The 5000-nt window shown below is 46.0% G+C and carries 1 protein-coding gene and 2 rRNA genes (1 of these 3 only partly in view); 2 read left to right on the forward strand and 1 reads right to left on the reverse strand.

From position 1 onward, the window contains the following. Nucleotides 1-2637, forward strand: a 23S ribosomal RNA gene (locus MKZ26_RS14705); it begins 295 nt to the left of the window's first position. 80 nt (nt 2638-2717) lie between these two features. After that, a 5S ribosomal RNA gene (rrf, locus tag MKZ26_RS14710) occupies nt 2718-2833 on the forward strand. 791 nt (nt 2834-3624) lie between these two features. On the opposite strand, the gene MKZ26_RS14715 is transcribed toward rrf, so the two are convergent. Next, nucleotides 3625-3966, reverse strand: coding sequence for a DUF3221 domain-containing protein (locus tag MKZ26_RS14715; protein ID WP_340766639.1), 342 nt, complete (start codon nt 3964-3966; stop codon nt 3625-3627). Between the last annotated feature and the right edge of the window lie 1034 nt (nt 3967-5000).

Consider the following 5000-nt stretch of genomic DNA (forward strand, 5'->3'; position numbering starts at 1 on the left):
GTTGTAGGACACTCTATACGGAGTTACAAAGGAATGGATTAGACGAAGCGACCTGGAAAGGTCCGCCGTAGCGGGTAAAAGCCCCGTAGTTGAAAGTCCATTCTCTCCAGAGTGTATCCTGAGTACGGCGGAACACGTGAAATTCCGTCGGAATCCGGGAGGACCATCTCCCAAGGCTAAATACTCCCTAGTGACCGATAGTGAACCAGTACCGTGAGGGAAAGGTGAAAAGCACCCCGGAAGGGGAGTGAAATAGATCCTGAAACCATGTGCCTACAAGTTGTCAGAGCCCGTTAATGGGTGATGGCGTGCCTTTTGTAGAATGAACCGGCGAGTTACGATTCCATGCAAGGTTAAGCAGTGAATGCGGAGCCGCAGCGAAAGCGAGTCTGAATAGGGCGATAGAGTATGGGGTCGTAGACCCGAAACCAGGTGATCTACCCATGTCCAGGGTGAAGGTAAGGTAACACTTACTGGAGGCCCGAACCCACGTACGTTGAAAAGTGCGGGGATGAGGTGTGGGTAGCGGTGAAATTCCAATCGAACCTGGAGATAGCTGGTTCTCTCCGAAATAGCTTTAGGGCTAGCCTCAAACTTAAGAATCTCGGAGGTAGAGCACTGTTTGGACTAGGGGCCCATCCCGGGTTACCGAATTCAGACAAACTCCGAATGCCGATGATTTATGTTTGGGAGTCAGACTGCGGGTGATAAGATCCGTAGTCGAGAGGGAAACAGCCCAGACCACCAGTTAAGGTCCCCAAGTATTCGTTAAGTGGAAAAGGATGTGGCGTTGCCCAGACAACCAGGATGTTGGCTTAGAAGCAGCCATCATTTAAAGAGTGCGTAATAGCTCACTGGTCGAGTGGCGCTGCGCCGAAAATGTACCGGGGCTAAACGAATCACCGAAACTGTGGATTGACATCTTAGATGTCAGTGGTAGGAGAGCGTTCCAAGGGCGTCGAAGCTAGACCGTAAGGACTGGTGGAGCGCTTGGAAGTGAGAATGCCGGTATGAGTAGCGAAAGAAGGGTGAGAATCCCTTCCACCGAATGCCCAAGGTTTCCTGAGGAAGGCTCGTCCGCTCAGGGTTAGTCAGGACCTAAGTTGAGGCCGAAAGGCGTAGACGATGGACAACAGGTTGATATTCCTGTACCACCTCCCCGCCGTTTGAGCAATGGGGTGACGCAGTAGGATAGGGTGAGCGCGCTGTTGGTTATGCGCGTCTAAGCAGTGAGGTGTGGAATGAGGCAAATCCCGTTCCTATAACATTGAGCTGTTACAGCAAGGGGATTTATCCCTGAGTCCCTGATTTCACGCTGCCAAGAAAAGCCTCTAGCGAGGCGGGAGGTGCCTGTACCGCAAACCGACACAGGTAGGCGAGGAGAGAATCCTAAGGTGATCGAGAGAACTCTCGTTAAGGAACTCGGCAAAATGACCCCGTAACTTCGGGAGAAGGGGTGCTCTGGTAGGGTGTTAAAGCCCGAGAGAGCCGCAGTGAATAGGCCCAGGCGACTGTTTAGCAAAAACACAGGTCTCTGCAAAACCGCAAGGTGAAGTATAGGGGCTGACGCCTGCCCGGTGCTGGAAGGTTAAGAGGAGAGGTCAGCGCAAGCGAAGCTTCGAATTGAAGCCCCAGTAAACGGCGGCCGTAACTATAACGGTCCTAAGGTAGCGAAATTCCTTGTCGGGTAAGTTCCGACCCGCACGAAAGGCGTAACGATCTGGGCACTGTCTCAACGAGAGACTCGGTGAAATTATAATACCTGTGAAGATGCAGGTTACCCGCGACAGGACGGAAAGACCCCGTGGAGCTTTACTGTAACCTGATATTGAATTCCGGTGCAGCCTGTACAGGATAGGTAGGAGCCTTGGATTCCGGAGCGCTAGCTTCGGATGAGGCGTTGGTGGGATACTACCCTGGCTGTATTGGACTTCTAACCCATGCCCCTTATCGGGGCAGGAGACAGTGTCAGGCGGGCAGTTTGACTGGGGCGGTCGCCTCCTAAAGAGTAACGGAGGCGCCCAAAGGTTCCCTCAGAATGGTTGGACATCATTCGTAGAGTGCAAAGGCATAAGGGAGCTTGACTGCGAGACCTACAAGTCGAGCAGGGTCGAAAGACGGGCTTAGTGATCCGGTGGTTCCGCATGGAAGGGCCATCGCTCAACGGATAAAAGCTACCCCGGGGATAACAGGCTTATCTCCCCCAAGAGTCCACATCGACGGGGAGGTTTGGCACCTCGATGTCGGCTCATCGCATCCTGGGGCTGTAGTCGGTCCCAAGGGTTGGGCTGTTCGCCCATTAAAGCGGTACGCGAGCTGGGTTCAGAACGTCGTGAGACAGTTCGGTCCCTATCCGTCGCGGGCGCAGGAAATTTGAGAGGAGCTGTCCTTAGTACGAGAGGACCGGGATGGACATACCTCTGGTGTACCAGTTGTCTTGCCAAAGGCATCGCTGGGTAGCTATGTATGGACGGGATAAATGCTGAAAGCATCTAAGCATGAAGCCCCCCTCGAGATGAGATTTCCCATTACGCAAGTAAGTAAGATCCCTCAAAGAAGATGAGGTTGATAGGTCTGGGGTGGAAGCACGGCGACGTGTGGAGCTGACGGATACTAATCGATCGAGGACTTAACCAATTTTGAAAAGGGCTTGATTACCCTGATTCGTGTAGCACAATGTCTGTTTTATTCAGTTTTGAGCGAACAAGCTCAAAGAGTCTGGTGACGATTGCGAAGAGGTCACACCCGTTCCCATCCCGAACACGGAAGTTAAGCTCTTCAGCGCCGATGGTAGTTGGGGGTTTCCCCCTGCGAGAGTAGGACGCCGCCGGTCTCATTGAAAGGTCATTACCTTTATAGGTAGTGGCTTTTTTTGTGTTTATTTTTAATGACAATTTGAGATCGTGTTTAGCGATTAGTAGAAGTATAAAGTCGAAACATTCGCCTATCGTCAAAATGTGAATCTGACCTTATACTATGTTACGTCTGTTAATTAACCACTATCTTACATAAAGCACCTGTAAGAAATACACAAAAGTCTACATGTAACCTTGTCCAGTTACGGCTTGCTTTGGACGATATGATCACGCCACCTTTACCGCGAGTTAAAGGTGGCTGGATATGAATGCTTCACCCCAGCCACATCTTTTTGGGAGGAATTTCAATTCATTTCTCCTTGGTCATCCTGTTACGATTATCTGACCATCGCGTACCTCCAAAGTTCAAATGGAAAATGCAACTGTTTTGGAAGAGGAACGAATAACAGTCTTTCTAGAGAGGAAGGCGGTTATGCACTTGTTCCCAAAAACTTTAGCACTTCGCATACTAGAATGTTTGGAGAGTGACGGATGAACGGCCACCCTACATAGCAGAAATCACTATAATGGGTACAGTAGTCGTTCAGTCCAAATCAACCCAACAGCACCTGTAGATGGGGCTTCTAGTGTTTAATCACAAAAGTAAGCAGTCATTACTGGTTAACTGTGGGTAATAAACACATGTGGTAATATGTTATATTTTAAAGTTGATTTAATGAAAAATTAAAATAGACTTGGATCTACAATAGTAGATCCAAGTCTATTTCGCTATAAATTATGAGAGCGGAATGTTTAATAAGTGCTTCCCCTAGTTTTCATGCACAATTTTGATTCTGTTAAATCCTCCAAACTGTGGATTTGAATCTAATTGAGTATAGTAGCTTACATCTATTTTGTCACCTACAGTTAAAGTCCCAGGAACGTCTTTCATAGGTAGCCATACCGATGATGTTCGTTGTTCCCATGTCAGAGATTCAGTTGGCTTCCAATCTATCTGTGAATTCAGCTCTTCAATATCTTGTGATTTAATCATTGATTTTGAGGTGAACAAAAATCGATCTCCATCAACTTTTACAACATATCCAGTATCAATAATATTATCAGATGAACTATTATTGAATTGCTTGTCTTCTGCATAACCAGTTAGCAATAGCACTACTAACGCAATAATAAATAAAAATTTTTAAAATTCCATTAATCCTAACCTCCTTGTTATGAATTAGACGTCCATCTACTATCCGTTTCATCGCCCTGTACTTCAATCTAATATCGAGGCATAAGTCGTGAATAGATTCTTATTACTTGAGACCGTCAAACGGCTGCTTATTTGGAAGTCCTTGGGTGAGGGTGACTTGTTAAGGCTTAATTAGATAACGATATAGATTCAAAGGTTATCAGCTAATATTCCGCATTGTATCAGTACATGTTGGGCTTTAACCACCCATGCCAAAAAGCAATGGTATGGAGCTTTATTCCTTCTAGGCGGATGGAATTTAAATTAGGCGAGTAGGAGGCATTTACCACATCTAAAATAACAATAATTATTACATTCGTTTTATGGTAGGGCGACTAAATACCACGACCACTATTTGGGCCGGTTTCAATTCCTCGATATTCTGATACATAGAAGTAATAATGGTTCTATAAGTAAAATAGTAGTAAAGGTTATTTGTATCCTGAGTATTGAAACTTGCTGGTCGTTAAGAATGTTTCAGTGTCTTCCTGATGAGGGAGGACGGAAGATGAAAGGAGAGTGACTTTGAATGAAGAAGTGGGTTAGGTGGTAAGTGTCAGCTTAAACTTGTACCAGTTGGGTAAAGACCCTTGGATAGGAATGTCTACGCTTATTCAAGAGGAGATGATGTTGTTTATAGTGGAAAGTAAAGAGTATCAAAAGTTAGCTAGATCGGATAAGTAATCATATACCTTCGGCTGTAAGGACAAATCATGTTTGGGTACGGAAATCAGAGGTTCGACATAGGACATACTCAAGACACTGAGACGGTGTATCACTATTACTGTTAAAGGAAGAGATAGAGTCGAGGCTGATGACTCATTAAGAATATAATTAACGGAGCCTAAAATGTAACTGGTTCTATGTTTTTAACCCGTATATATAGAAAGTTATAGTTTGTTCATTTTTAATGTGCAATTACTAATAGAAGAGGATGGAAGATGTAAAGT

It is taken from the genome of Sporosarcina sp. FSL K6-6792 (assembly GCF_038004885.1).
In the GTDB taxonomy this organism is placed as follows: domain Bacteria; phylum Bacillota; class Bacilli; order Bacillales_A; family Planococcaceae; genus Sporosarcina; species Sporosarcina psychrophila.